Raw genomic sequence first — 25,759 nt, forward strand, 5'->3', positions numbered from 1 at the left:
TATATAGTCTTTTGATCCTAGTTATTTATGGCAACTACAACTAAAGTTACATAATTAATCGAACACCACCTAATTCAGCAACTCTATAGGAGAAACGATCTCCTGGCGAACCAATAAACATGAAATTTTTTGGTATATTCCATTTTTGTGAAAGTTCATCAATAATATCCGGTCCAAAAACACCTTCTAGCTCAATGAATTCAATATCAATTTCAGGATATGCTCTATCTAATACTTTCAAATCAGAAATCAATAAGTCATTATTATAGTGGTCTTTATTTATGTTTACGATTTTTAATTTCTTTGTAGATTCATTATTTTGAACATATTGCATAACTTTATTAATAATTGCAACATCATCCCCTTTAGTGAAAAACACAAATTCTTGTGATTCAATTTTTAGGTTCATTTTTAACAAATAACGATTAGTAAAGATGACCATTTTACGTAAAGGTCTGTAAAAATATTCTAAAGCATCGATTAAAAGTCTAATTAACAACGTACGGTTAAGCATAATGGCTACAAAACCAAAGGCTGGAACTAAATATTGTAAAAAGGTATAAAACGACGTGATATTTAATTTTATATTTCCCACAAAGGCGGTAATGATTAATGCAACAGCAATTACAACCGAAATACCACGAGCTTTTTCTGGTCTTGGTAATTTTTTTCTTTTGAATTTCAATAATAGATTTCCAACTCCAAACAATCCCATCACTGCCAAAAATGAAAAAGTATATACACCCGCAAGTGCTACGATATCACCTTTAGTAACTAATAGTACAGAAATACAAAGGATTAAAAAGCTAATGATAATGCGGTAATTAGATCCTCTATTATTTTGCTTTAAAAAGTAATTTGGCAAAATACGGTCTAATGTCATACGGTTTAACAATCCAGAGACTCCTACAAATGAAGTCAACACAGCACCACATAATACTAAAACCGCATCAATCGAAATTAAATATGCTAACCATGAACCTCCAGTTGTAGCACCTAAATGGGCTAAAAGTGACTCTTGGTGTTCTCCAACCTGTGCTAATGGAATGATGCAGATAAGTAATAAAGCAATTACTGGGTTAAAAAAACTAACTATTGCCCACATGTTACGAAGGGTTTTAGGAAATACGCCTTGTTCTTGTTCTTCAACAAAGTTGGCAGAACTTTCAAAACCAGAAATTCCTAACATCGCTGCAGAAAACCCTAAAAATAAAGCGTTAACAATGGTTCCGGAAGTAATTGGTAGGCTCCAGTTCAAATCAAAAACTTCTAATCCGTTCATGAAAATGAACCAAACGGAAGCTAAAACTAACAAGCTTAAAGTGGTTAAGTGCGTGATAAAAATCACAACTGCGACAATAGCGGATTCTCCTATACCAATTATTGCTAGTCCTGTGAAAATTAACAGTATAATGACCGTTGCTATTGTAATGTTAATTCCAGGAGCTATATTATGTAGGTAATGCATTCCTTCTGAGGCAGAAATTACGGCCGTTGCCATATAAGACAAAACAGTCAGGGTGGCTGCTACAGAAGCAAGTCTTTTTGAAGACGTATTTAAAAGTACGTTGTACGCTCCCCCATTTAAAGGTAAAGCTCCAACTACTTCACCATATATTTTTCTGAATAAAAATAAAACAACAGCTACAAATAATAATGAAATCCATGCATACTGACCAGCATACATGATGGTAAGAGCCGAAACATATAAGCAAGAAGAGCTAATGTCATTTCCGCAAATAGCCGTTGCTTGTAACTCATTTAATTTTGGATGTAATACCTTTTTCATTGTATATTATTTGGATTTATTTCAATTTGCTCCGCAATATAAGCATTTGTGATAAAATGCCAAATAACAAAGCTATTTCCTTCTCCTATAATATCGTGTATGCGATTGTTTTATTTTAAAGTTATTGATTTACAAGTAATTATCTGTTTTTTTTTTTAATTTGTAAAGTTTTAAGCTAAGTGCAAAGAAAGAAAAATACGCTATTAAGTAAGAAATTGCGGGTTATTCTTCTAGTTCTAATAATCTTCTGTGGTAATTTATTTGTCCAAGATGATAGGCGAGGTGAGTAGTGAGATGAATCAACATGAATTCGGTTGACGTTTTTGTTTCAAAAACCAAAACAGGAAAATCCATTCGTAATTCCTTTTCAGATAGCTTATCTAATGCACAATCCACTACGATCATAGTCTGTTCAATTTTACAAATGAGTTGCGTTTTTGGAATGTCCTTCAATGAAAATTCAAGTTCTCTATTTCTAAAATAATCAGTGTTCCCAAGAATGGTACCGATGTAGGTGTTAAGATTTCCTATTAGATGTAAGCAAAGGTTCCCGGCAGAATTAGTTATTCCTTTTTGAATCGTCTAAATCTGATTTTCATTTTGATATAGCTCTATTTCTTTTTTTAGCCGATTTAAATCTCTGTTAAAAATTGTTTTTAAAGCTTGAACTATCATAAAGTTGACTTTTGATACTTTTTGAGTGATTGTAGTGCGTTTTGATGTATTTTCTTTTGCATGTAACCAGTCCAGCCCAATAAATGTCCTGATAATCCTAATGCCTGCTTTGACCATTTCCAGATATCAAAATCATCAGTATGTCTCATAATCAGATCGTCTTGAAAAAAGAACTCTGCTCTAATTTTATTCACAACCTCTCTATTGTTTTTGCTAAAATTATAGGTAGCTTCCCAAAGTGCAGACCCATGGTAGTCATCTGCTTTTACTTCTGAAAACTTAATGTTCACATTTCCATTACTTTTTGCCATTAGCATTTCCCACATTTTGCATACATCATTTCCTTTCAAAGCGCCGAAGATTGGGTCTCTGAATTGAATATTAGGATGGTAGCATTCACACATTTTTGTAGCATCACCATTAGCAAAAGCATTGTAAAATTTAGTAATGGTTTTTTCGTTTTGAGTCATATTTGTATAAAAAGTAGTTAAAAATACTAAATTTTTCAGTTCGAAGCTATTTGTTTTCAAAACATATAGGAAATAGACTGTTTTTATTAGTGAAATAAAATGTTTTATAACTTTAATTTATTAGTAATAAGGAGCTAAGCTATAGAAATAGTTTTTGAAAGATAGATGTCCTGTACTGCATTTATAATTTTCACTCCGTCGTTAAAAGGGCGTTGAAAAGCTTTTCGTCCCATAATTATGCCCGAGCCACCAGCCCGTTTATTCACGATCGCAGATTGTATCGCTTGTTTTAAATCGCCTGAACCTTTTGATTCACCTCCAGAATTTAGCATACCAATTCGTCCAGCATAGCAATTCAGAACCTGATATCTGCACAAGTCAATTGGATGGTCACTAGCTAATTTAGTGTACATTTCGGGGTCCGTTTTTGCAAAGTCAATCGCTGTAAACCCACCGTTATTTGTTGGTAATTTTTGTTTAATAATATCCGCTTGCAATGATACTCCTAAGTAATTTGCTTGAGCGGTTATATCTGCCGCTGAATTATAGTCTACCTTGTCTTTTATAAATGCATTATTTCTGGAATAGCACCATAGAATAGTTGCCATACCCAAATTGTGCGCCTCTTCAAAGGCTTTTGAAACTTCGATTATTTGTCGATCAGATTCGGCTGATCCAAAATAGACAGTCGCGCCTACAGCTATGGCACCCATATTCCAAGCATCTTTTACACTCCCAAACATTATTTGGTCGTTTTTTTTTGGGTAAGTCAATAACTCGTTGTGATTTAGTTTTACGATAAACGGAATCTTATGTGCATATTTTCTAGAAAGCAGAGCTAAGCCGCCCATCGTAGAAGCTATAGCGTTACAGCCCGCTTCAATGGCTAACTTCACAATGTTTTCAGGATCAAAGTACATTGGGTTTGGAGCAAATGAACTTCCAGCAGTATGTTCAATCCCTTGGTCTACAGGTAAAATCGAGAGATAGCCCGTGCCGGAAAGCCTGCCATGGTCGTAAATCTGTGTTAAACTTCTTATGGTTTGTCCATTTCGATTGCTTTGTAAAAAAGAGTCTGTAAAATCCGGATGGGGTAAATGAATTTGCTCTTTAGCAACTGTTTTGCAAACATGGTTTAAGTAAAAATCCTTTTTGTCTCCTAATAATTCCAGCAATAGGTCTATATTTTCCATTTTATATTTCGTTTGAGTAATACAACTTTTAGTTAATCAAATAGTTAAATTGAATTATGGTTTAAAAGAAGGATAATCAGTATATCCTTTTTCATAAGGAGTGTAAAATAAATCGGTATTGAGATTTTGTGAAAGGGGCCAGCCATTTTTAAACCGCTCCACAAGATCTGGATTATTTATAAACGGTCTTCCAAATGCTACGAAGTCAGCCAATCCACTTGCAATGGCTAGTTCGGCGCTTTCTTGGTCAAAACCACCGCAAAGGATTAGTGCGTTTCTAAAGTTTTTCCGAATTGTTTTTTTTATTTCGATTGGGACAGGGGGCGCTCCCATGGCCGAATGATCAACAAGGTGGATATAAGCAATACCAATTTTATTAAGTTCTTTTGAAAGGTAATCATAGGTATCATCTATTTCTGGATAATGTGGCATATCACTTGCGACGCCATAAGGAGACAAACGAATTCCAGTTTTGTCTTTGCCAATAGATTCAGCCACGGCAGTTACCACTTCGATGATAAACCGACATCGATTTTCGATACTGCCACCATAAGTATCAGTTCTGATATTGCTAATGGGTGAAAGGAATTCTTCTAGTAAATAGCCGTTTGCACCATGCAATTCAACACCATCGAATCCCGCAAACAAGGCGTTTTCTGCGGCGGCAACAAATTCTGTTTTGGCATGTATAATATCTTGTAAACTCATTTCTTTTGGCACAACAAAATCTTGTAAACTCTTTAAGTCGGTCCACATCTGCCCATCAGCTTTAACAGCAGAAGGGGCAAGTATCTCACTTCCAAGAGGCATATTCAAAGGATGGCTGATTCTTCCGGAGTGCATTAATTGAACAACAATCTTTCCCCCGCTTTTGTGTACTGCTTTTGTTGTTTTTTTCCAACTAGTCACTTGTAGCTCATTAAATATTCCTGGAATCCGGGCATAACCAAGTCCATTGAGTGAGGGCGATGTACCTTCGGTAATTATTAAACCAGCGCTGGAGCGTTGCTTATAATAATCAGCCATAAGATCATTTGGGACATTTTTGATAGCTCTGCATCGAGTCATAGGTGCCATCACAATCCGATTCTTTAATTCTATAGAGCCTATTTTTCCGGGAATGAATAATTGTTTGTTTTTCATTTTTTTTACCGTTAAGTTGTTGTAATAAAGGTAATTATATTTTTTGACTTAGGGGTTTAAAATAGTTGTAGAATTGATTATCATAGCCGCATAAATACATTGGGCATAAATTTTAAACAAAAAAAGAGGATAGACTGTTTAGTTTCTATCCTCTTTTCTAAAATTAAAAAATAAGTTTGTCTTTAATTGACGTATTATTTTGCAGCTACAATATCAATTATAACGGTTCTGTTGTAAGAACGTTCCTCTGGAGTTGTATTCTCAAAAGGAGAGTTGCTTTCATTCTCGCCAAATCCATTTAATTCAAATTTAACATCATTTCTACCTGCTTTAGATAATGCACTTTCAATGATAGTTTTTACATCATTTGCACGAGCTAAAGATAAATCTTGATTGTGAACAGAGTCACCGATAACATCAGTATGACCGTGAACAATTACTGTCGCTCCAACAGGGATCTTTGGTGCAATAACATCCGTTAAATATTTTTCATAGATGGCAATAGCTTTCGATTTATTGAATTCATAAATAATGCTATATCTAAGACCTTCTTCTGTTTTAGCGGGAGTCCAAAGTACAACATGTAAAGGAGCTTCATTTTCTATAACAGTACCACTTTTAGTCTGACCTATCATTTTTACTTTGAAATCTCCTTCAAGGCGATTTCCTAGAATTGTTTTTCCGGGGATACTAACTTCCTCTTGAGTATATGGTCCAAAAGACTGTGATTTACCTTGTTCATCAGTGATTTTTAATGACCATGTAGATAAAGCTTCGGCAGCTCCCTTATTGTTGAAAGTTACATAACTAGAAGCAGGAGCCTCTTGAAGTGGAACAATTTTTACTGGTTTCAATTGCGCACCAGGCCCACTTTGAAATTCCATTAATAAATCTGAAGAAGTACTTTCGATAGATACTCTACGGTCTCCTTCACGAAGAAGTTCTAATTCAAGTGTTCCACCTGGTTGTTCTGACGGAATGTTTGGTTTAGTTTGACCTTTAGTACTTATTCTAGAAGGGTTTATTGCAAATACATCAACTAAGTATGTTTTAATTGACTCTGACATAGCTAACCCATCTGCTGGGCCTTCAGCTGAAGAACCAACTAAGGAAATAGTTGCATTTGGATTTTTTTGCATACGGTCACCAAGGATGTTTAAAACATTATAATAAACAGTCATCTGTCTTTTTGAACGATCTGATAAATTTTTTGGTGCAAAAACCTCTATTTGATCTTCTTTGAAATTTTTTACCTGATCTTTATTCAATAAAACATAACGGTTTGGTATTTCATTCGATCCAGCGTTAAAATACACATAGTTTCTAAGTGGAAAAATTTCAGTAAGTCTAGCGTCTCCTGGAACATTGCTAGGAGAATCTATAGAAAACGAAACTTCTTTATCTGCTTTGATATCAGTAGCTTCCTGAATATTTTTTCCCTGTCCAAATTTAAGTGCAACACCTGCTCTAACAGTTGTATTGTTCCATGTTTCTGTTGAACGTGGATCTTGACCAAAATAAGGTTGGAAAGAAACAAAAGGAGACAATACAAATTGAGTTTTGTTTGCATCCGTTGAAAGTGGAATATCATAACCTGCTCCAATTTGCATTGAAATAATTGTTTTTTGGATATTATCAAAATCACCTTTTACTGCAGGAGTAGCTTCTTGATCTGGATATGATGGGTTGATCCCTAATTGGTATGTAAATGATTTATCCAAGTTGAAAGCCAAACGTGGACCACCATATAGATAGAAATTAGATTTAAACGGTGCAAAACGTACACTTGGTTCCACTGTAATGTAACTTAAGTCAGTTGTTAAATCAGCAGGACAGTCACATGCAGTAATCACTTGGTCAAAATCAGCTTTACGACTATCATAACCGGCTTGTAACATAACACCCCATCTTGAATCAGCAGGACGATACTCTAAAAGTGGAGCAATGAAAAGTCCGGCACCAAATCCATCATGAAATGTTTTTGGTGAAGTGAAACTGGCATTCATTTGTTGCGTTGAACCACGGTAAAAATTAAAATTTGCTCCACCCGCTACACCAAAGTACCAGGAAGGTTTTGCGTATTTAACTGCAATAGTTTCCTGCGCTTGGACAGCTGTTTGTAAACTTAACCAAGCTAAAGCAATCATTCCGACGCTTTTGATGGTAAGATTAGTAGGACACCATGCATTAGATGGTTTCTCTGTATAAAAAGTTTTTGATTTCATTTTTTTTATTATTAGGTTTTATTTTAATATATCCCGCCCTTAGACGGGATATGTAAAACTTGGAGTATTACTTAATTAGCAGGAACATTAATAATGGTATTAACCATAGTTACTGAGGATACTAATGAAATAGCCCTTCCGTTTAATACTGTTTCTGCACCAGGTAGAGTAGTGCTATTTGCAGGTGCTGACAATGTCACACCATTATTAGCAATAACATTTCCAACCATTACACCACCACCGGCGTAGTTAATAACTGCTGAGCTACCTACGTACCAGTAAACATTATTTGCTTTGGCACCATTTATTAATTTAACATTTCTAGATGCTGCTGGAGAACCTACTGTTAATGAAGATGCTGATTGGAAATACCAAGTTGCATTTTCATTACCTTGAGCATCTAATGTTAAATCACCATTTGTAATTTTGTATGTACCACTTGCTGATTTATAAACACCTGGCGCTAAAGTTAACGCTCCAAGTTCTCCTGAACCTTGATCGCTACCGCCTGGTTTGTTAGCTGGAGAAATACTGTTATAAAGATCTCTTGCTGCATTTAATCCTTCTAGTGCTTTGGCTGCTTTTGTCGCATTTCCTGGTGCAGGAGCATCGGTAAAAATACCACCATTAACTAACCCATTATGAAGAGGAGTAATGGTATATACTTCGAATGGAGATGCCATAGTATCGGTGAAACCAGTTACTAAAGATGATGCAGCAGTTGTACCGATAGCTCCGTTAACTCTGGTATTTAGTCCTTGATTCGTTATTCCTGCATTTCCTCCAAAAACTCCGAAGAATAAACCTGAAGGCGCAGGGACAACTAATGCCGACAATGTAGTGAAGTTCCATACATAGTTATTTGCTAAAGCAACTCCAGCAGCATTTTTTGCAGCAGTTGTAATGGTTGCTGTATATACTTTACCTTCTACTAAAGCGTTTGTTGGTTTGAATGAAGCAGTAGTTCCTGAGTAAGTTACAACTCCCGTGATAGCTGTTGTACCTTGTTTCAATGTGAAATTAGTCGCATTGATTGTTAATGGATCCATTACCATACTAAAGTTAGCGGTAATGGTTTTATTAAGTGCAACACCTGTCGCATTACTGATAGGATCTGTAGAAGTTACTGTTGGGGCTACTATAGCTCCAGTGGTAAATTTCCACACATAGTCACTTGGTAAACGTGTGTTGTCTAGATTTGTTGCAGCTGCTGAAATAGTTGCGGTATAGACTGTATTTGCAGCCAATGCTACTGTAGGAGTAAATACAGCTGTTGTTCCGCTATATGTTACAATTCCTGCAATGGCAGTATTTCCTTGTTTTAAAGTATAGGTGGTTCCAGTAATAGTACTAGCTTTCATTGGCATATTGAAAGTCACACTTACAAATTTATTTAAAACTACGTTATTCTCGTTATTTGCTGGATCAGTTGACGCAACCATTGGAGTAACGGTTAAGCCAGTACTAAACGTCCAAATTTTTTCTGTTTGTATAGCGTTACCTGTAAGGTCTTTTACTGTTCTCTTTATTGTAGCAGTATACGTTGTGTTAGGAGAAAGTAAAGCAGATGGTTTAAAGGTTGCTGTTTTACCTGAGTATGTAATTACACCAGCTACCTGTGAAGTACCGTTTAAAGTAAAAGAAGACTGATTTATAGTTTCAGGATTCATCTCTTCATTAAAAGTTGCTGTGATCAATTGATCCAAAGGAACATTAGTAGCTGCATTTAATGGAGTAGTACCTAGCACTTCCGGACAAAGTCCATCGATTTCTACAAAATCGTCTTTTGCACAACCAGAAATTAAAGCAATAAATAATATTGCAAAGGTTAATAGTAAATTTTTTGTTTTCATTTTATTGAATATTAAGGGGTTATTTTTTGATGAAGCAAAGGTTGGTTTTATAGCTTGTAGAAGTATTATATTATTAGGGGGGATATTTGTATAATTCACGCATATGAAATGTTAATATTTAAATTAACTTTCTTTAAATGAGTGTTTTGAATTTTAGCGATAGTTAATACTATGTTATTTATCTAAAATAAAAAAGCATAAAAACCGTGTTGTAAAGGGGGTGTAAATTGGTGTTTAAGAAAGGAATATCTTAAAGTATGGTTTGAAACCTGAAATATAGGTTGCTCCTAATTAGAAAAATTACTTAAGAATAGTATTTTTTTATAAGTAATGTAGTGTAGTGGAAAGTCTTGAAACTTTTTAAAGTAGCATTTTCTTTGCTTTTTGTTGAAGTTCAATGATATACATATTGAGTTCCCTAGTTAATATATCAAGGGATAAGGCAGATGTTTTTATGTAATCTAAAGACTGTTTAATGTCTAGCTTTGAATCTTTTGATAAATCTAATAATTGAGATAGTCCTAGAATATTGGCTATAGGTTGCCTGACTTTATGAGAGGTCATAAAAATCACTTTTTCTAATCCTTTTATATATTCTCTTTGATATTCTTCGGCCCTTTTTAGTTCTGTGAGAGCGTTAAGTAATTCTTCTGCTCTCTTTTCTTTTTCTTTGTTTTGAAAAAGAAGTTCGGCATTAGCAATAATTAATTCTTCTGCTCTTTTTTGCTTTTCCTGATTTTGAAAAAGAAGTTCCACATTGGCGACAATTAACTCCGCAGCTCTTTTCTCTTTTTCTAGATTTTGATAGGCCAGTTCTTTGTTCGCAATAGATAATTCAGCGGCTCTTTTTTCCTTTTCTTGGTTTTGATAGGCAAGTTCTATGTTAGCGATAAATAATTCGGCAGCTCTATCTTCCCTTTCTTGGTTTTGGAAATTAAGTTTTTTATTGGCAATAATTAACTCTGCCGCTCTTTTTTCCTTATCTTGATTTTGAAAGACAGGTGTTTTGCTTGCAGTAATTAATTCTTCTTTATTTATTTTTTGGCCCATCACTCTATATTTAGGTTTTTAGAGAAAAGTTGAATTTGAAGTAAAAGAAATATAGGGGGCTATATACTTTAAGTAATTTTCTTCTAAATAATATAAATTAATAGCTTTATACTTATCATGAAAAGAAAATAAATTTATTACAAATATATTGTAAAAATTGTAGTGAAAAAAAATATTTTTTTAATTTCTATTATCAATGCGTTTAGAAACTACATTTGTTACAACAAATTGGAATACGTTACCCAGCACTCTTTTCAATGGATTATGAGTTGAGCCTAGCAATAACTTCTTTGATATATAACCAGTAGATAAACCAATAGCTGTGTTAAGAATATTGTGTTTTATTTCTGGTGAAGTTGTCATTATTTTTAAAGCACTTTTCATTAATTTTAAAGGCTTTACACTTTCATGCAAGACAAGGTATTGTTGTTGGAGGGATTGCAATTCTTTAGCTTTTTTTTGTTCTAATAGTTGAATATTTTGGCTCAAAGTTTCTGTTGCGTTGAATTTTTTCATGCTATTTATTTTTTAGCATTTTGGTAATAATGAAATTACTGACTGGCATTTTAATCCATTGATCTTTATAAGAATATAATACAATTGACAGTATTAAATAAAGTGAGGCCATTATGAAGAATCCAAAATAAAAACTGCCCAAAAGTTCACCAATCCAAAACGAAAGGCCAAAGTTTAAGAGTAGAATAAACATAGCAAAAACAATAGCAATTGTTAGTCGTGATATCAGTGAAGATGCAACATCTGCTGAAGTGTCAATAACTTTTAGTTTTGCCAATTCCACAGTTGTGCGTGTATAGTCTTCTACTTTTTCGAAAAGAATTTCTATTGTTGTTGCTTTGCTACTCATAATTTTGTTTTTAAGCCAATTAAAGTTTAAAAATTTTATTATTAGATATTTACATTTTTAATATCTAAATTTTCAATGTCTTTTTTAGTTTTTTCAAATTTTGATCTTCCTTCATCAAAGAGACCTTGTCCTTCTTCTTTAAGAACATCATATTTTTTTGAAATAGTTTCTAATGCAGAATCAAACTTTTCTTTTAATTCATCTTTGTAGTCGTTACCAACGTTTTTACTTTTCTTTCTTGTTTTCTTTCCTTTTTCTGGAGCAAACAATATTCCCATTATTGCACCTGCTGCAAGACCACCTAAAACACCTAATATTACTTTATCTGTTTTCATAATTTTATTTTTTTATTATTTATAATTGTTTATATATTATAATCTTCTTCCTTGGATAAGTCTTAATAATACTGCAATTACTGCAATAACAAGTAAGATATGAATGATTCCTCCTGCGCTAAATGCGAAGAATCCGATTGCCCAAAAAATGATTAAGATTACTGCTAATGTGTAAAGAAGATTGCTCATGATTTCTATTTTTTTATTGATTAATTATTGTTTTAATATCCGTGATTCTCTGTAAGAACCTCTTTTTATTTTTAGTTTAGTCTAAGACCAACATATACATTAAACACACTGTTTTTAGCATCTGGATCTGCAAAGCTTCCTTCTTTAAATACATGTGTTAAACCATAGTTGTAACGTACTCCAAAGTTTACAGTCTCTAAGTCAACGCCTAAACCTCCTGAAATTCCAGCGTCAAACCTTTCAAAATCATTAGTGTCTAATTCAGTTTCAGAGGTAAACAGGTTTGAATCGTTTGTTGTTTTACCGCTTACCATATAAGCTGCATACGGTCCCACATGTACATTAAAAGCATCTGTAAGATTGAAAACTAATAGTACAGGAACTTCAATATAGTTTGTTTTGAAAGTTGCTTTTCCTTTTGCAAAAGCATTATCGTAGGTAAGTTCCGCACCTTTAGTAGTGTAAGAGATTTCAGGTTGTATGGAAATAGAATTTGTAATTGGGAATTTAGCATACAAACCTGCATTGAAACCTGTTAATATATTATTATCATCTACGTTATCAGTGTAAAGATTGGAAAAGTTAAGACCACCTTTGAATCCAAATGCTGGAGTTTTTGATTTTATATCTTGTGCATTTGCTCCATTAAATGCAAAGCATGTTAGCAAAAAAGCAGCTAACGTAAGTTGTTTTGTTTTTTTCATTTTGTCTGTTTTTAATTTTAATTTTTGCTTCTATATTGTTTTACAAATATCGGTTACATCGTGAGGGGATTTCTTATATAACTTTTTATAAATGTTACATTATTTACGGTTAGCTACTTATTATGTAATGAATTAGAACTAGATAGCTTTAATTAGTGCTATTTAAGAACGTAAATAATCGATTCGTTTATTTACTTCAATACCTCTTTAAAGGCCATTGATAATTTGGTTTAACTCCTGCCTTGTTTTACCAAGTTTTAGTTGAAGTTTTACCATCATCTCTTCTTTTTTGCCTTCGAGAAATAATACGTCTGTGTCAGTCAAAGCGGCAAATTTTTGTTTTAGACGTTCCTTTTGCTTTTTCCATGTCTCTTTAAGATCTTTCTTTTGCATTTTAGTCTAATTTATATTCGATATTCAGTGCCTTACAAAGGTCGAACGTTATCACTAAAAATAAGTTACATAACTTTTAGAAGAACTTATATGATTCACTTATTTTAGAAATAATTTATGATAATTCATACGAAAGAACCGAAGAAAAATGGCATAAAAAAACACCTCAATTTTTTTAAGATTGAGGTGTATTAAAATTTTCAGCTTCTTCTTTTATGACAAGTCTCCCGCTTCAGTAATTTTTTAAATTATATTGATTTACTTTTTCTCTTGTTCTTTTTCCTTCAATTCTTTTTCCTTTTCTAACTCTTTAAGTTTCTTTTCTTCTTCTTTTTTCTTTTTATTAAAATATCCTTTCAATAAAAAATTATGTTTTGCCGCTTCCATATTGTCACTCAATCCCTTAGACCCGGTTTGGAGATTGGTAAGGGTTTTTGTCATACTATTTGCAAATTTTTCATCAGTGATTAATTTTGATAACGCACCGTTCCCATTGTTCATTTTATAAGTGAATTCAGCAAGCTCATTAGTAATGATACTGGCATTGTCCATACTCACTTTAACGCTTCTCATGATTTCATCCATTTCAATTGCTTGGATTGATTTTATGGTCGCGTTATCTTTTACGATACTCTTAGAACTAGTCCCTGGAGATATGGTAAGGACTTTATCTCCCATTAACCCATCAGACCCTATACTGGCAACAGCATCGCTTTTAATGAATTTTTGTACTTCTTTTTTTATTAATAACCGAACTACTACTGAAGTATCCGTTACTAATTGTATTTCACTTACTGTACCTACATTTATTCCGGAAAAAAGGACATTATTTCCTATTTCTAATCCGCTAACGTTTTTGAAATTTGAATTTAAATTAAATGTAGAGCCAAACATGTTTTTTTGCTTTCCAACAAAATAGATTGTGGACGTAAAAGCCACTAATCCTATTATAACAAACATTCCTAATTTCCAAGTGCTCCCTGATTTGCTGCTCATAACTAACTTCTTAAATTAAATAATTATATAAAAAAGGATCGAACCCATTTGTCTTCACTCTCTTCTAATTCTTGATAACTGCCCTCTGCATGGATTACTCCGTCTTTCAGAATCATAATGCGGTCAGCAGTAAGTTTTGCACAGGCCATATCATGTGTAATAATAATTGACGATGTCTTATTCTTTTTCTTAATGTCTAAAATTAACTCACTTATTTCCCTTGATGTAATTGTATCAAGACCGGTAGTAGGTTCATCATAAAGAATAATCTCAGGTTTTAATATTAAGGTGCGGGCAAGAGCAATTCTTTTTTGCATTCCGCCTGATAATTCTGAGGGCATTTTATTTATGGCTTCAGCCAAACCTACACTTTCTAATACCGTGTTAATCTCTTTTTCGATTTCTTTGGTTGTTAAACTAGAGGCATGACGTTTTAAGGTAAATGCAAGGTTTTGTTTAACAGTCATAGAGTCGTATAAAGCAGAGTTTTGAAATAAGAAACCAATTCTAATTCGAACTTCATTAAGCTTATGAGTGGCTAAGTTCAATACATTTTGACCAAAGACCTTGATTTCTCCTTGGTCAGGTTGAACTAGACCTACAATACATTTTATAGTTATTGATTTACCAGAGCCAGACCTACCTAGTATTACTAGATCCTCTCCTTTATTTAGGGATAGATCTACTCCTTTTAGAACATGATTGTTTGCACCAAAGGTTTTAAAAAGTCCTTTAATTTCTATGACGGGTCCTTTTTCTTCCATTGTTACTTGAGGAAGTGTAGTTGTTGATTCTTGCTCCATTTTAAAAAAGTAAATCAGTTAATTGAACGGCTAACATATCGATAATGAAAATAGTTAGGGATGCTGTTACTACAGCTGAATTTGCTGCTTGACCTACACTTGCGGTTCCATTTTCAGCATTGAATCCTTTATAACATCCAATCATTCCAATGAAGAAACCAAAGAAGAATGTTTTAATTGTAGCTGGAATTATATCCACGAATGCTAATGAATCAAAAACCTTTGATATATAACGAAAAAAACTAACATCTCCATGCATATTTATACCAATGTACCCACCAAGCATACCAATCCCGTCAGCAAATATTACCAGAAGAGGAACCATAAGCATTGTCGCTAAAATTCGAGTAACTACTAGGTATTTGAACGGATTAATTGCTGCTACTTCCATGGCGTCTATTTGTTCTGTTACTTTCATGGAGCCCAGCTCAGCACCTATTCCTGATGAAATTTTTCCAGCACATATTAAAGCTGTAATAACGGGGGCAATTTCTCTAATAAGTGAAAGTGCTACCATACCTGGCAACCAAGACTCAGCTCCAAATTTAGCTAGGGTAGGGCGTGATTGAAGAGTTAGTACTAATCCCATTATAAAACCTGTTATAGCTACTAAGGGAATTGATTTATACCCTATAATATAACATTGTTTCATGAATTCTTTGAATTCGTACGGAGGAGAAAAAACCTCTTTAAAAAACTTCGTTGCAAATAATGTTACATTACCTACATCAGTAAATATATTTTTTAGATAAACGGTCAAAGCTTCATTTGTTATATAGATTAATAATTAGTAGTTGCTGTAGTTTTGTTTAATAATTGAAGGTTTTAACTTGAGAGTAATTTTTGTTATAATTTAAATAGCTCTTTTATAAGACTTCATTTTAGCATAATCAACATTTATTAATAAATATTGTTCGTTTAGCATTATTTGCTGCTTAGTCGAAAGAGATTCAAAATTGTTGTAAATCGCTTCATAGTAAGACTGTATTACAATAGTTTCATTTCTTTCACTGGAATATATGACGTCATCGAGATCCTTATAAACAAATATGTTTTTAAGATTAAACCAGATAGAGTAGAAATATCTTTTATTGGTTTGATTTTCTACTGGATTTCCTCCTAACTTTATAATTTCTTTTTTAAGTTCAGTTTTAATTTTTTCACTTGTTACTTGAAAATTGCTAAATACTTTTTTTAAATGTGATTCTTCAGTATCTTTTGCAGCCTCTTTATATCTTTGGATTCGGGCATTATTAATTGAAATAAATGAATTTAATACTATAATCGATTTTTCTGTATCCATAATATTCTAATTTTAAAATTAAAGTAGTATCGCAGTTCTCATAGTGTAAATGTATTTAGTCTGTCAAAAATTACTGTTGTATAATTTTTGCATAAATTTATATTTTTCACACTTTTTCAATAGTGAGTGAAAGGAAACAACAGCACCGTTTTAAAATCTATTTTACAGTACTAATTCTAATTTTTTATTTGAAAGCAAACTCCGTTTATCATTTGCTGTATTAATTTTCTGCAAAATATTTATTGATAAAAGCATGCTGTTGATTTACGCTCATTTTTTCAGTTTCTTTTATCTCCACTTTCATTTTCATAAATCGATGGTCTTCACTTAAAACATCAAATAATTCGACTTTTGCATCCGCCGGCCCAAAAAGAACAATTTGTTTGTAGTTTTTAATTGCTTCTCCTATTTTGTTATAATAGGCATATAAAAGATGTTGATCCGTATTTATTGATAAATCGGTTTTTTGTGATAGAATAAGTTCGTTTTTGCCTTCAATAAATTGAGATTCAATTGTTTTAATTTCAAAGGGATTGTTAGTGAACTCCATTAAATATGCAATAGAATGATCCATCCATACTCCTAATTTTTTTACTCTTTTCATGGTATTTAATTGTTTAAGGAAAATCTAAAAAATTTTTATAGAAACCTTTTGTTTGTAATACGTTAAAATTCAGTATTTTAATGTAAAATCATGTTACGCAACTATTGAGAAAGCTTACATATTGAACTTACAGGAAATTAAAGTTATGACGAAGTTAAATTTGGCAGAGTATTAGTTAATTAGTGCTAATTGAATGATGATTTGCTATCAAAAGGAGATGATATAAAGAAGGAGATAAGAAAGAGGCAATTAATTTTTTTTGCTGTTGACTGATTCTTTTTTTGCAATTGCGGTAGGAGGAACGGTGCCAGAGTAAAATTTGGCATAGGCCGCAGTAAATTCAGCACCAAAAAACAGAATCATCGATGAGTAAGAAACCCATAATAGAATTAAAATGACTGAACCTGCAACTCCGTAAACTGATTCGGGATTTGCTGTACTGAAATAAAAGGCGAGTATCGTTTTACCAACGGTAAATAGAATTCCGGTCACTATAGCACCCAGCCAAACATGTTTCCATTTTATTTTGGCATCGGGTAAAATTTTAAACATTAGTGCAAAAAGCACCGATATTACCGCAAAAGAAAATAAAAAGTTTAATACGTTGAAAATGATAACAGTGGAATCATTCGAGTATATTTTGATCCAATCTGCCATACTGGATAGTGCCGTACTGACAACCAATGAAACCAGAAGTAAAAAAGCGATTGCTAATATTAATCCAAATGAAAATAATCTAGCTTTTAGAATAGTAAAAATTCCTTTCGAGGGTAGTACTTCTACTTTCCAAATTAAATTTAGCGATTTCTGTAACTCCACAAATACACCTGTTGCTCCAACAAGTAAAATAATAACTCCTATTATCGATCCCCATACTGTAGATTTTGATTCAGTAGACTTAATAAGAATTTGACTAATCTGGATCGATGTTTGTGATCCCATTGTACTAGAGATTTGTTCTAAGATATTTCGATTTACAACTTCGTTTCCAAAGAAATAACCAGCAATCGAAATAACTAAAACTAAAAGTCCTGGTATGCTAAAAATGGCATAGTATGCAATAACAGCACTTTGTCTAAATGGATCTTTGTCATTCCACGAAGTGAAAGTCGTCGATATTAGTTTGGTTGTATCCTTAGTTTTAAATTGTGTTTTTTGCATTTTTATAAAAATTATTATAAGGAATAAAGGTCAGTTTTTCAATGACTTGAATTGTTATATAACTTTTTAAATAAATTGTAATATTCACATTTTTAGTACACAGTATTTTTTTATTCAAAAACAAAAAAATTTAGTCCAAAAAAAGGGTTGCATTTTACTGCAACCCTTTAACCAAACCAAACCAAAAAAAAGTTACTGAAATTCTGCTGCTTTTGTAATCTTCTTTAGAAGAGCAACAACCATTTTAATCTTATGTCTACTAATTTGTACTTTTTTAAAGTACTAAAAATTTCTTGTACCAATAATTATTTCTTTATCAGGGTACTGCACTGCTGGATCTTTCTCAGCAGTTATGAAAATTTTTGTGGGTTTCATTGGAGTAACTGTTTCAAAATTGGCTTTCAGTTTTGAAGATAAAAATTTTGAATCACTTTTTATCTGGCCAATATTTTTAACCATTGAATCATCTGTTTCCATCCATACTACATAGGCTTGTTTAGATGACTCTAGTCTCTTTACCTCTGCAAGGTTCTCCAGTTTAATGTTGATTACGTAGTTCTTATTATTATCTTTTGTTATTTTCACTTCACCGCGTGCGGCAGGAACAATAGTTGAAGTTTGGAAGGCAATATTTTTAGAGCAAGAACTAAAGGTTGCTGTTAGCATGATTGCAAACACACCCAAAATTAAACTCTTTGTAAATCGATTAAAAGTATTTTTTTTCATTGTAAAAAGGATTATCTGTTATATAAAGTTTTATAAAAAAGAACGAACCTTCACTCCCAATTAAAACGAATTTCACAAGATTTTCGTTTTGAATAAATAGGAGTGAAGATTTGTTTTCTAGCTTAAATACCTTCTTAATATCCAGGCTATTGTTTCGTGTTCTTGTAACAATCCCGTTAGGAAATCAGCAGTACCAATATCTTCATTTTCATCTTCAGATACTTCGATTCCTTTACGTAGTGCAACAATTACTGTTTCATGATCATTTAATAATTCAGTCAACATTTCTTTTTTAGCGGGGTACTTATTTGGGGATTCCTTTAGATTGGTAAGTTTAGAAAACTCTTCCATTGTCCCTATTGTTTTTCCTCCAAGTTTGTTGATGCGTTCTGCAATTTCATCTACACTTTCTTCTAATTGTTTGTATTGGTCTTCAAACAATTTATGTATTTCCATGAAACTTTCTCCAGAAACGTTCCAGTGAAATTTTCTCGTCTTAATATACAAAGTCATTGCATCTGCTAAAACGGATGATAGTAGTGTAACGCTATTTGCTAAATTTTTTTCTGTAATTCCAATTTGTGGTTTCATAATGTTAAATTTTTATATTTTAAGTATGAATAGTGAACTAAATCAGTAGCCATTTTTAAATTTTAATTACTATCACCTAGTAATAAAATTTGTGAGCTGATTTAGAATTTAAATTAATTATTTTTTATCTTTTACGACAAGGACAACACCTCCCATGATTAGTACTACACCAACGATTGGCGACCATTGTACTGGATGGTTTTCTTGTTTGTTTATTTCTATCGGGCCTATATCTACAACTTTTTCTGTGGTAACATAATTAAATCCAGTATAAAATACCATTATGGCTCCAATAACTATTAATAAGATTCCTATATTTTTTGCATTCATGGATTTTAAGTTTTTAAAGTTAATATTTGATAATTGGCATTTTTTAAAATACCAACAGATACATTTGTATGTATTAAAAAATCAAATATCAAATTGTATTTAATTTTAAATTGCACAGCACCTGATTATGAATAACGGAATCGCAACTGATTCATTTTGACAATAAACAATGCTTTGCCAACTAGTGTTATGATCTAAGATTCATCTTTTGTTGTTCTAACTAAACTTATTCCAGATGTAAAGAATATTAGTCCTAATATTCCGTAGATTATCAAAGCTTTAATATCTTGATTACCGCCTGAAGTATTCATAAACAATACGGCAGCATAGATTAACGCTCCGATACCAAGAGCTGTAAGTAATGCCCCAAAGATTCTTTTAAGATTCATAATTTTATTTTTTAGATTTATAAATTTGATTATTTTGTTTTTTGACGATAAAAATTGATTTATGAACTGAAAAGCCCAAAAGCATTAAGTATCCATATGATAGTCACAATTACAATTAATGAATTGAATATATTTTTTATTGTGGTATCCATAGGAACATAAGTATTGATCAGCCAAAGAACAGCTCCAATAACAATTAAAACTAACAATATGCTAATTAATGACATGATGATAACTTGTAATTATATTATAATCAAAGGTAACCCACTTATAGGCAGTATATTTTATACAATTTGAAGGAAAAGTTTCATCATTCACAGATTTTGTTGGATAAAATTAGAAGTTTTAAAAAAAAGCACGATTTGCCATTAGACATACGGTGCTTTTTTTAGTAATCTTAAATTTTTATTGTGGTTGTGTAACGGTATTCATTTGAAGTGTTACTGCAGTTTGTGCCATCATTCTTCCGTTAATGGAAGCTCCAGTTTTTAAATTGATACCAGTTTGGCTTAATATATTTCCTTCAAAATGGCTTGTTGTTCCTAGTGTCACTAAACCAGCAGTTTGCCAAAAAATATTTTTAGCTTGTGCACCTCCAGCTAAAGTAATTCTCACTGCCGCACTCATACTAAGGTTTCCGGCAACCTGGAATATCCATACATCAGTTGGGCTACCAGAAATTGTAATGTCTTTTGGAATCAAAAGATCACTTGTCCAAGTATAAAGTCCTGGAGTAAGCGTTTTTCCTCCAATACTTCCGGCTCCTAAATTTAGAAAATCAGGATTAGAACGTCGCGCTGCATCCGTATAGGCAGTTTGCATGTCACCCACGGCAGTTGTTAGGCGCGTGGCATTTGTCACTCTACATGGGAGTGGACCTGCGGCATCTACGGTGTATATTGTACCAGTCACTTCATAGCATTTTAATAGAATGGCAGCGCCTGTAATAGGACTTGCTCCCACATCTCCTGTAACGTCAGATTTATAAACATCAGTAATTCCTGTTTTAGAAAGAATTACGAAATTCTCAGCAAAGCCAAGATTTACACCTTTTAATTCTGAAATTGTTGACTCTGCAGCAAGGGATTGTTTGGCAGATGTCAAAGTAGTGGTTTCATAGGAAGAATTTGCTACCACAGGTTCTGCAGAATCCGTATCTGCACTGCAGCTTGATAGCACTCCAACCAATAGCATCTCTACAATTGGCATTACTTATAATAATTTCATGAATTTGGGTTTAAAATGTGAATTAATTATCACTAGCCAAATGTGATGATATTATTATCAAAGAAGTTATGTAAGCATGTTTAAACATTATACAATTCGCATAATTTGAGAAAATGTGCTTTTTTAGGTTAAGGTATAAAATAGCTAAGCCTGTCATTTGACAGGCTTAGCTATTTTATAATGTGTACTTTTAAGTTGTCGGATCTATAAATAACATCATTACATTCTAGCCATATACCAACTTAGTTCTTTTTCAATTCTTTCAAAATGAAAATAAGCAGTAATGTTTTTTTGAAGTCGTAAGAAAGAAGTTTCGCTTTTTACCACATAATCAAAAGCTTTGTGGTGCATACAACTAATGGCTACATCAATTTTATCTTGAGATGATAGCATTACCACTGGAATATCGGGATTAAACTCTTTAATTTTGTCTAAGGTTTCAATTCCGTTCATTGCAGTTTTATCAATTCCATCCAAATGATAATCAAGGATTATTACATCTGGTTTTTTGTCTAAATTTGCTAGACAAAGTTCCCCAGTTGCATACGTTTCCACAATAAAATCGGTATGTTGAATAAATTCGATTTCTAGTGACTTTAGAAAAACGGCATCGTCATCTACTAAAAATAGTTTTATTTTTTCTTCGTTTTTCATCAGTTTTTGTTTTTTATATTATTAAATTCTATTTCTAATTCTTCACAAGCTTGATTACAAACCGTTGAAAGTTGCAAAACCAAGTCATTTATTTCTTCTTTTTGATCTCCTAAATTACCTGTGTAATTCTGTATTTTTTTAGCCATGTCTTCAAATTCTGAGTTAATACCCATTATGGAAAAGGAAGGAATCATTTTGTGGGCTGAGGCCCGAAGTAATTCCCAATCATTGCTTAACAAGCTTTCTTCCAGTACAGTGACCAATGGAAGTGTTTGTTTGATATATGCATCAATCATCTCCATCATCAATTTAGGATTAGATTTAGTGCGAGTCTCTAGATAGCTTAAATCAATATGTTTTTGAGTTTTGTGCACTATGATTTTTTTAATTTCTTTTTCTTTTTTAATAGATGACTTCCTAACAATACTTACAATTTTGCTATATAATAATCGTTCGTCAACAGGTTTTGCAATGTAATCATTCATTCCTACAGCCTTACATTTAGCTAGGTCTACCGTAGTAACATCAGCTGTTAAGGCAATAATAGGAATATCAGAATTCATTGTTTTTCTGATGTATTCTGTCGCCTCAAATCCATTCATTTCAGGCATTTGAAGATCCATTAAAATTATATCATAAGAATTATTTTGAAGTTTATCAACCGCTATTTTTCCGTTTTCGGCAATATCACGTTCGAATCCAAAATCATCCAAAAGTGTTTTCATTAATAATTGATTCAACGCAATGTCCTCAACTACTAAAACTTTAATGTTTTTTTTCTGCTTGTCTACTTCAAGTATTTCGGTTTCGATTTCTGCATCAGCCGTTGTCTTTTGGAAATTCAATCTAAAACTAAAAGTAGTTCCTTCACCAACTTTACTAATCACATTAATACTACCTCCTTGAGGTTCCACTAATTGTTTAACAATTGCAAGCCCTAGTCCAGTTCCACCATAGATTCTAGACGTCCCGCTTGAAGCTTGTTGAAAGTTATCAAATATAGATGCTATTTTTTCTTCTGGAATTCCAATACCGGTATCGGTGACTGCAAACTCAATCGTAACATTTTCTAAATCTTCGTCAATTAAACGTACGTTAACCGTAATTTTTCCTGTGGATGTAAACTTGACGGCATTACTAACTAGATTTAAAATAATTTGATGTAATCGAATCGGGTCTCCCACTATGACTGCCGGTATGTTAGGGTCGTATTCTTTAACTAATTTTAGATTTTTCTCTTGAATTTTTGTTTCGAATAAATGAAGCATTGATGAAATGGACGACTTCACTTTAAAAGGTATTTTTTCAAAGGACATCTTCCCAGCATCTACTTTTGCTAAATCCAGAATGTCATTTATAAGTACAATAAGCGCATCACCACTCATTTTAATAGCATCGAGGTATTCTTTTTGTTTGGCAGTCAAATCAGTTTTCAGTACAACCTTTGTGAAGCCTATAATGGCATTCATCGGCGTACGTATTTCGTGACTCATATTGGATAAAAATTGCTGTTTTGCTTTTACGGCATTTTCAGCAATTAAAGCTGCATTTTCAGCATTTCGTTTTTCTTCTTCAGCAATTCCTGTGGCAAGTTCAGCAAAGACTTTAGCCTCTATCAGTTCCGTTTCAATCCTTTTTTGGTCTGTGATATCTCTTGCAACAACAACAGCACCAAGTACATTCCCTTGATCATCTTTATAAACTGATCCATTGAATAAGACGTCTGTCAGTTTACCGTTTTTATGACGAAGTGTAAGCGGAGAGTCAGCAACAGATCCTTTTGCAAATACTTCCTGATATACTTCTCTCGCCATTTGCGGCTCTGTGAAATAATCAAAGAAATCAGAACCGGTAAGAAGCTCTCGCTCCATACCTGTAATTTTGATAGTTGCTTCGTTCATATCGGTGATTTTTCCTTCGATACTAATAGTAACCAAGGGATCAAGACTTGCCTCAATAAGGCTTAACGAATAATTAGAGCTTAATTTTTGGGCTGTCACATCTCTTGCGGCAGCAAATACGCCTAGTACTTCTCCTTTATCATCTTTATAGACGGACGCATTGTACAATACATCTGTTAATTTCCCATTTAAATGTTTTATCGTCAAAGCGTAATCAGAAACAAAACTTTGTTCAAAAACTTGAATATAAGCTTGTCTCGCTTTTTCAGGCTCTGTAAAGTAAAGCGAAAAATCTGTTCCTATTAAATTTTCACGTTGAATACCGGTGACCGCTATTAATGCATGATTTACATCGGTGATCTGACCTTCGGCATTAATAGTAACTAGAGGGTCAAGACTTGCTTCGAGTATACTTCGAGTATACAAAGCTGCTTGCTTTTGTTTTGTTACATCACGGGCAACTATTACAACTCCTAATACGTTTCCTACATCATTTTTATAAACAGATCCATTAAATAACACATCGGTTAATTTTCCGTTTTTGTGACAAAGGGTAAGAGGAGAGTCAATTACAAAACCTTTTGAAAATACTTCCTCATATACTTCACGTGCCATGTCAGGATGTGTGAAATAATTAAAGAAATCAGATCCTATCAACTCTTCGCGTTTAATACCAGTGATTTTAACTGTTGCTTCATTCATATCGGTAATCTTACCATCAATATTGATCGTGATTAGCGGGTCTAGACTTGCCTCGATAAGACTAAGGGAATAATTAGAAAGTAATTTTTGTGAGGCAGTAAATAGTTCTAATTCGTCATTTCTGACTTTTAAACTTTTAACAATAATAAAGACAAGTGTAAAAATAACAAAAATCAAAATCAAGAGTAAGAAGAATAGTATTTCCGAATATTGAATACTATTTTCATTTTCTGTTTTTCTTAATTTAAGAGCATTGTATTCTTCAACATTAATTTTAGAAATGATATTCTTAATTACATCAGTAATAACTTTACCATCCTTTAGAATAGCAACCTTTTCATTTTCATCCAATAACTCATATGGTCTGTCATCTATAATTTTTTGTAATAAGACCAATTTTTTGGAGGTCATGATTTTTAAAGAATCTACCTGAATGTTTTGGTGTGTGTTGTCGCGGGTTAGCTCTGACAAAACCGAAAGATTTTTGTTCATTGCTTTTACAGCATTATTGAACGTATCTAAGTAAATGTCGTTTTCAGAGATAATATAGCCTCTTACTCCAGTCTCGATATCAAGAATGTCTAAAAGAACATTATCGTTTTTGCGTAATATCTCCTGAGCATGTTCTGCAGAATCGCTGCTTGACTTTACTTTTAGGTTATTGAAATAGAAAACACCTAAAACAGTAGTCAATATAATCGCTACTAGGATATAATAAAGTTGAAATCTTTTTTCTGAAATTAATTTCATGATGGTATTAAAACTTAATTGAGATTACTTTGATTTTTAATACCAACTTCCTCAAGAGGAGATCGTCTTTTATCTTTCAAATTTTTAAAGTGAGAAGGGGAGAGACCTGTTACTTTTTTAAATTGACTTGATAAATGCGCTACACTACTATATCCCATTTTCCAGGCAATTTCAGTGATATTGTGTTCACCATATATAATCAGTTCCTTCACCCGTTCTGTTTTATGAGAAATGATAAAATGCTCAATCGTGGTTCCTTGCACTTCAGAGAATAGGTTGGATAAATAAGTATAATCGTGATTCAGCTTTTCACTTAAATAAATAGAGAAATTTACTTTAATAACTTCATCTGAATGGTGAACCATTTGGATAATTACATTTTTAATTTTTTCGATCAGCATAGATTTTTTATCATCCATTAGCTCAAATCCAGCACTAAGTAACCCTGCTTTAAGAAGTTCTCTCTGCGCCATAGAAATGTTTTCCATGACATCTACTTCCCCCAAATCAACAAGAATAAAATGCAATCCAAGTTTTTTTAATTCCTCTTTAACTGCTAGTTTACAGCGATTGCTGACCATGTATTTGATATATAGCTTAAATTATTTATTTTTTAACTGATTGTGTAAAATTTGCATTTTTTTCGCAGAAAAGAATTACATAATTTATAGATTAGTTGTATAATTTACAGATTATTTCGACTTTTTTGCAGCAAAAATAGGTAATAATTAGAGATAG

The 25,759-nt window shown here is 32.7% G+C and carries 29 protein-coding genes; all 29 read right to left on the reverse strand.

The genetic code is table 11. The features are described from left to right. Nucleotides 1-46: 46 nt before the first annotated feature. Complete coding sequence (locus QO182_RS14825) at nt 47-1,789, reverse strand: APC family permease (protein ID WP_371538330.1); 1,743 nt, start codon at nt 1,787-1,789, stop codon at nt 47-49. Between the two features lie 222 nt (nt 1,790-2,011). Further along, nucleotides 2,012-2,368 carry a DUF1572 family protein gene (locus tag QO182_RS14830; protein WP_371562493.1) on the reverse strand — a complete coding sequence of 119 codons (357 nt, stop codon included), beginning with the start codon at nt 2,366-2,368 and terminating at the stop codon, nt 2,012-2,014. Nucleotides 2,369-2,460: 92 nt separating this feature from the next. Then, on the reverse strand, nt 2,461-2,934 hold the full coding sequence (locus QO182_RS14835; protein WP_371562430.1) for a nuclear transport factor 2 family protein: 474 nt from the start codon (nt 2,932-2,934) through the stop codon (nt 2,461-2,463). A 134-nt stretch (nt 2,935-3,068) separates the two neighbouring features. Then, entirely contained in the window at nt 3,069-4,127 is a 1,059-nt protein-coding gene (locus QO182_RS14840; protein WP_371562433.1) for a class I fructose-bisphosphate aldolase, read from the reverse strand. Nucleotides 4,128-4,181: 54 nt separating this feature from the next. Next, complete coding sequence (locus QO182_RS14845) at nt 4,182-5,270, reverse strand: alkene reductase (protein WP_371538334.1); 1,089 nt, start codon at nt 5,268-5,270, stop codon at nt 4,182-4,184. Nucleotides 5,271-5,464: 194 nt separating this feature from the next. After that, nucleotides 5,465-7,495, reverse strand: coding sequence for an outer membrane beta-barrel protein (locus QO182_RS14850; protein WP_371562436.1), 2,031 nt, complete (start codon nt 7,493-7,495; stop codon nt 5,465-5,467). Between the two features lie 71 nt (nt 7,496-7,566). Further along, a complete protein-coding gene (locus tag QO182_RS14855) occupies nt 7,567-9,348 on the reverse strand; it encodes an Ig-like domain-containing protein (RefSeq protein ID WP_371562438.1) in 1,782 nt (593 codons plus the stop codon). Between the two features lie 360 nt (nt 9,349-9,708). After that, complete coding sequence (locus QO182_RS14860; RefSeq protein ID WP_371562441.1) at nt 9,709-10,398, reverse strand: diguanylate cyclase; 690 nt, start codon at nt 10,396-10,398, stop codon at nt 9,709-9,711. 180 nt (nt 10,399-10,578) lie between these two features. Beyond that, the gene (locus QO182_RS14865) at nt 10,579-10,914 is read right to left on the reverse strand and encodes a hypothetical protein (RefSeq protein WP_371562443.1); all 336 of its coding nucleotides are present in this window, start codon (nt 10,912-10,914) and stop codon (nt 10,579-10,581) included. Between the two features lies 1 nt (nt 10,915). Continuing rightward, nucleotides 10,916-11,263, reverse strand: coding sequence for a hypothetical protein (locus QO182_RS14870; RefSeq protein ID WP_371562445.1), 348 nt, complete (start codon nt 11,261-11,263; stop codon nt 10,916-10,918). Between the two features lie 41 nt (nt 11,264-11,304). After that, nucleotides 11,305-11,598: a YtxH domain-containing protein gene (locus QO182_RS14875; protein ID WP_371562448.1), complete on the reverse strand. Its 294-nt coding sequence runs from the start codon at nt 11,596-11,598 to the stop codon at nt 11,305-11,307. Between the two features lie 36 nt (nt 11,599-11,634). Then, nucleotides 11,635-11,787: a lmo0937 family membrane protein gene (locus QO182_RS14880; RefSeq protein ID WP_371538348.1), complete on the reverse strand. Its 153-nt coding sequence runs from the start codon at nt 11,785-11,787 to the stop codon at nt 11,635-11,637. Nucleotides 11,788-11,858: 71 nt separating this feature from the next. Next, a complete protein-coding gene (locus QO182_RS14885) occupies nt 11,859-12,491 on the reverse strand; it encodes a porin family protein (protein WP_371538350.1) in 633 nt (210 codons plus the stop codon). Nucleotides 12,492-12,698: 207 nt separating this feature from the next. Then, nucleotides 12,699-12,884 carry a hypothetical protein gene (locus tag QO182_RS14890; RefSeq protein ID WP_371562450.1) on the reverse strand — a complete coding sequence of 62 codons (186 nt, stop codon included), beginning with the start codon at nt 12,882-12,884 and terminating at the stop codon, nt 12,699-12,701. Nucleotides 12,885-13,142: 258 nt separating this feature from the next. Further along, nucleotides 13,143-13,880: an MlaD family protein gene (locus QO182_RS14895; protein ID WP_371538354.1), complete on the reverse strand. Its 738-nt coding sequence runs from the start codon at nt 13,878-13,880 to the stop codon at nt 13,143-13,145. Between the two features lie 23 nt (nt 13,881-13,903). Continuing rightward, complete coding sequence (locus QO182_RS14900) at nt 13,904-14,683, reverse strand: ABC transporter ATP-binding protein (protein ID WP_371562453.1); 780 nt, start codon at nt 14,681-14,683, stop codon at nt 13,904-13,906. A gap of 1 nt (nt 14,684) precedes the next feature. Beyond that, nucleotides 14,685-15,443: an MlaE family ABC transporter permease gene (locus QO182_RS14905; RefSeq protein ID WP_371562455.1), complete on the reverse strand. Its 759-nt coding sequence runs from the start codon at nt 15,441-15,443 to the stop codon at nt 14,685-14,687. A 93-nt stretch (nt 15,444-15,536) separates the two neighbouring features. Then, nucleotides 15,537-15,986, reverse strand: coding sequence for a DUF2383 domain-containing protein (locus QO182_RS14910; protein WP_371538360.1), 450 nt, complete (start codon nt 15,984-15,986; stop codon nt 15,537-15,539). 220 nt (nt 15,987-16,206) lie between these two features. Further along, nucleotides 16,207-16,590, reverse strand: a complete 384-nt coding sequence (locus QO182_RS14915; protein WP_371538362.1) for a hypothetical protein — start codon at nt 16,588-16,590, stop codon at nt 16,207-16,209. A gap of 249 nt (nt 16,591-16,839) precedes the next feature. After that, nucleotides 16,840-17,751, reverse strand: a complete 912-nt coding sequence (locus QO182_RS14920) for a YihY/virulence factor BrkB family protein (protein ID WP_371562458.1) — start codon at nt 17,749-17,751, stop codon at nt 16,840-16,842. Between the two features lie 282 nt (nt 17,752-18,033). Continuing rightward, nucleotides 18,034-18,477, reverse strand: a complete 444-nt coding sequence (locus tag QO182_RS14925) for a hypothetical protein (RefSeq protein ID WP_371562461.1) — start codon at nt 18,475-18,477, stop codon at nt 18,034-18,036. A gap of 117 nt (nt 18,478-18,594) precedes the next feature. Further along, nucleotides 18,595-19,068: a Dps family protein gene (locus QO182_RS14930; protein WP_371538368.1), complete on the reverse strand. Its 474-nt coding sequence runs from the start codon at nt 19,066-19,068 to the stop codon at nt 18,595-18,597. A gap of 117 nt (nt 19,069-19,185) precedes the next feature. After that, complete coding sequence (locus QO182_RS14935) at nt 19,186-19,398, reverse strand: hypothetical protein (RefSeq protein ID WP_371538370.1); 213 nt, start codon at nt 19,396-19,398, stop codon at nt 19,186-19,188. Nucleotides 19,399-19,592: 194 nt separating this feature from the next. Further along, nucleotides 19,593-19,787 carry a hypothetical protein gene (locus QO182_RS14940; protein WP_074724241.1) on the reverse strand — a complete coding sequence of 65 codons (195 nt, stop codon included), beginning with the start codon at nt 19,785-19,787 and terminating at the stop codon, nt 19,593-19,595. A gap of 59 nt (nt 19,788-19,846) precedes the next feature. Further along, nucleotides 19,847-20,014: a Thivi_2564 family membrane protein gene (locus QO182_RS14945; protein ID WP_371538372.1), complete on the reverse strand. Its 168-nt coding sequence runs from the start codon at nt 20,012-20,014 to the stop codon at nt 19,847-19,849. Nucleotides 20,015-20,192: 178 nt separating this feature from the next. Further along, complete coding sequence (locus QO182_RS14950) at nt 20,193-20,996, reverse strand: ice-binding protein (protein ID WP_371562464.1); 804 nt, start codon at nt 20,994-20,996, stop codon at nt 20,193-20,195. 237 nt (nt 20,997-21,233) lie between these two features. Continuing rightward, nucleotides 21,234-21,668: a response regulator gene (locus tag QO182_RS14955; protein WP_371538376.1), complete on the reverse strand. Its 435-nt coding sequence runs from the start codon at nt 21,666-21,668 to the stop codon at nt 21,234-21,236. Further along, nucleotides 21,668-25,021, reverse strand: coding sequence for a PAS domain S-box protein (locus QO182_RS14960; protein WP_371562467.1), 3,354 nt, complete (start codon nt 25,019-25,021; stop codon nt 21,668-21,670). Before QO182_RS14960 ends, QO182_RS14955 begins: the two co-directional genes overlap by 1 nt. A gap of 14 nt (nt 25,022-25,035) precedes the next feature. Continuing rightward, complete coding sequence (locus QO182_RS14965) at nt 25,036-25,602, reverse strand: helix-turn-helix domain-containing protein (protein ID WP_371538514.1); 567 nt, start codon at nt 25,600-25,602, stop codon at nt 25,036-25,038. Nucleotides 25,603-25,759 lie beyond the last annotated feature (157 nt).

The organism is Flavobacterium sp. Arc2, assembly GCF_041431385.1.
Taxonomy (GTDB): domain Bacteria; phylum Bacteroidota; class Bacteroidia; order Flavobacteriales; family Flavobacteriaceae; genus Flavobacterium.